This is a genomic window from Mesorhizobium sp. M1A.F.Ca.IN.020.06.1.1, assembly GCF_004023265.1.
Taxonomy (GTDB): Bacteria; Pseudomonadota; Alphaproteobacteria; order Rhizobiales; family Rhizobiaceae; genus Mesorhizobium.
The window spans coordinates 1-2,052 of record NZ_RZSR01001027.1 but is presented as its reverse complement, the minus strand read 5'-3'; the positions used below and the strand labels follow the sequence as shown (position 1 = coordinate 2,052).

3 protein-coding genes are annotated in these 2,052 nt (G+C 67.0%); 1 reads left to right on the top strand and 2 read right to left on the bottom strand.

What is annotated here, in order from left to right; all coding sequences use genetic code 11:
- The coding region (locus EOA60_RS30495) for a prephenate/arogenate dehydrogenase family protein (protein ID WP_128312435.1) at positions 1 to 646 on the top strand (646 nt) is incomplete at its 5' end.
- On the opposite strand, the gene EOA60_RS30490 is transcribed toward EOA60_RS30495, so the two are convergent.
- Positions 643 to 1,590 (bottom strand): sugar kinase, encoded by a 948-nt coding sequence (locus tag EOA60_RS30490; protein WP_127335899.1) that lies wholly within the window; start codon positions 1,588 to 1,590, stop codon positions 643 to 645. The genes EOA60_RS30495 and EOA60_RS30490 overlap by 4 nt on opposite strands.
- A 7-nt stretch (positions 1,591 to 1,597) precedes the next feature.
- Positions 1,598 to 2,052: DUF2125 domain-containing protein (locus tag EOA60_RS30485; protein WP_128312433.1), on the bottom strand; the 455-nt coding region annotated here is incomplete at its 5' end.

The following is a 2,052-nucleotide window of genomic DNA, read 5'->3' as shown; positions in this document are numbered from 1 at the left end:
TGTCGGCTCAACCAAAGCTTCGGTGATCGCGCAAATGCAGCCGCATGTGCCCGTCGGTGTGCATTTCATCCCCGGGCACCCGCTGGCGGGCACGGAAAAGTCCGGGCCGGATGCCGGCTTCGCCGATCTCTTCGACAACCGCTGGTGCATCTTCACGCCGCTGCCGGGCACGGATCCGGAGGCGCTGGAAAAGCTCTCCGAATTCTGGCGGCGCTGCGGCTCCAACATCGACACGATGGACCCGCAGCATCACGACATGACCTTGGCCATCGTCTCGCATCTGCCGCATATCATCGCCTACAACATCGTCGGCACCGCCGACGACCTGGAATCGGTGACCAAGACGGAAGTCATCAAATACTCCGCTTCCGGTTTTCGCGACTTTACCCGACTGGCCGCTTCCGACCCGACCATGTGGCGGGACGTGTGCCTGCACAACAAGGACGCGATCCTGGAAATGCTGGCGCGCTTCTCGGAGGATCTGGCCTCGCTGCAGCGAGCGATCCGCTGGGGCGACGGCGAAAAGCTGTTCGACCTGTTCACCCGCACGCGCGCCATCCGCCGCTCGATCATTGAGGCCGGCCAGGATATCGATGTGCCGGATTTCGGCCGTCAGGCCGTGGAGCACCCGGGGGCCAAGCCCTAGGCCTTCTGCTCGATCTGTCCCGATGGGGGCCAGTGCGCCGCCATCATGGCCATTGTCTCGGCTCTGTCCGGAGCGCCGAGCCGGCCGCCGAAGCGCAGGCATTTAAGCGCGGCGGCGGCGCTGGCAAAGCGCAGCGCCTGCTCGGACGGCATGGCTTCGGCAAGGCCGACGGCGAAGGCGCCGTGGAAGACGTCGCCGGCGGCGAGCGTGTCGACCGCCTTGACCTTCGGCGCCTCGACATGCCGGACGCGACCGGTTCCCCGATCATGCCACCAGGTTCCGGCAGCGCCGCCCGTCACCGCGACGAAGGCGTCGGTGCGCGAGGCGAGATCGGCGCATGCGCTTTCCGGATCGAGCGCATGGCCGCAGACGATCCGCGCCGCCGGCTCCGAGGTGACGATGTGCGAGGCCAACGGCAAAAGCCGCTCGAGCACGTCGATCGGCGCGGTGTCGGCGTCGAGGATCGCCGGACGGCCGGCGTCCCGCGCGGCCGCCAAGGCAAGTGCCGCGGCGCCCGGCCAGCGGACGTCCACCAGCACGGCGTCGAAGGCGGAAAGTTCGGCAAGCGGCAGCGTGTCGGGATCGGCTTGCGCCCTGCTGTCATAGAAGGGCACGATGATGCGCTCGCCATGGGCATCCACCAGGATCGCGGCCAGCGCGGAGCGCGCGCCGGCGACGCGGCGGACCAGGCTGCAATCGACACCTTCCGCCTCGATCTCGGCAATCAGCCGGTCGCCGACCGCATCGTCTCCCGCGCTCGCCCAAAGCGACACATCGGCGCCGAGGCGATGCGCGGCGCAGGCTGCACTCGTCGCCATGCCGGAGGCGATCTGGACACCGTCGCTGGCGATGAAGTTGCCCTGATGCGCGGGCAGCGTCTCGACACGCAGGATCGTGTCGAGGGTGAACGCGCCGACGCTGAGCAGTTTGATCGGTCCGGCCATCGCAGTCTCAATCGACCGGCTTGATCTTGCCGAGCGGGATGAAGCCAAGCGAAGCTTTACCCTTCACGATCTTGAGCGGCATGGACGGTTGGTTGCCGAGCATGGCAATGCCGGCAAAACCCTGCTCGATCTCGCTCTTGTGCTCGGGAATGGCGCCGGCGAGGATCGCCGCTACGGCCTTCGGGTCCTTTAGCTTGATCGACAGATTTGCATCGATCAGGCCGTCGGCGTCGATCGAGATCGGCCCGGATACGGTTACGCGCGCCGTGCCCGATGACACGTCGAGGCTGGCAATCTCGACCGACTGGCCGCGCAGGCTTTTCGGCGGCGCCTTAATCAGCGCGACGCCGTTCTTCACTGTCGCTTCGCCGGCGCCGTCGAGTTCCGGCAGCACGCGTCCGCCGACAGCTTCCGCGTCGATCTTCAGGTCGCCAAAGCTGCCGGTATAGACGAGGTCCTGGC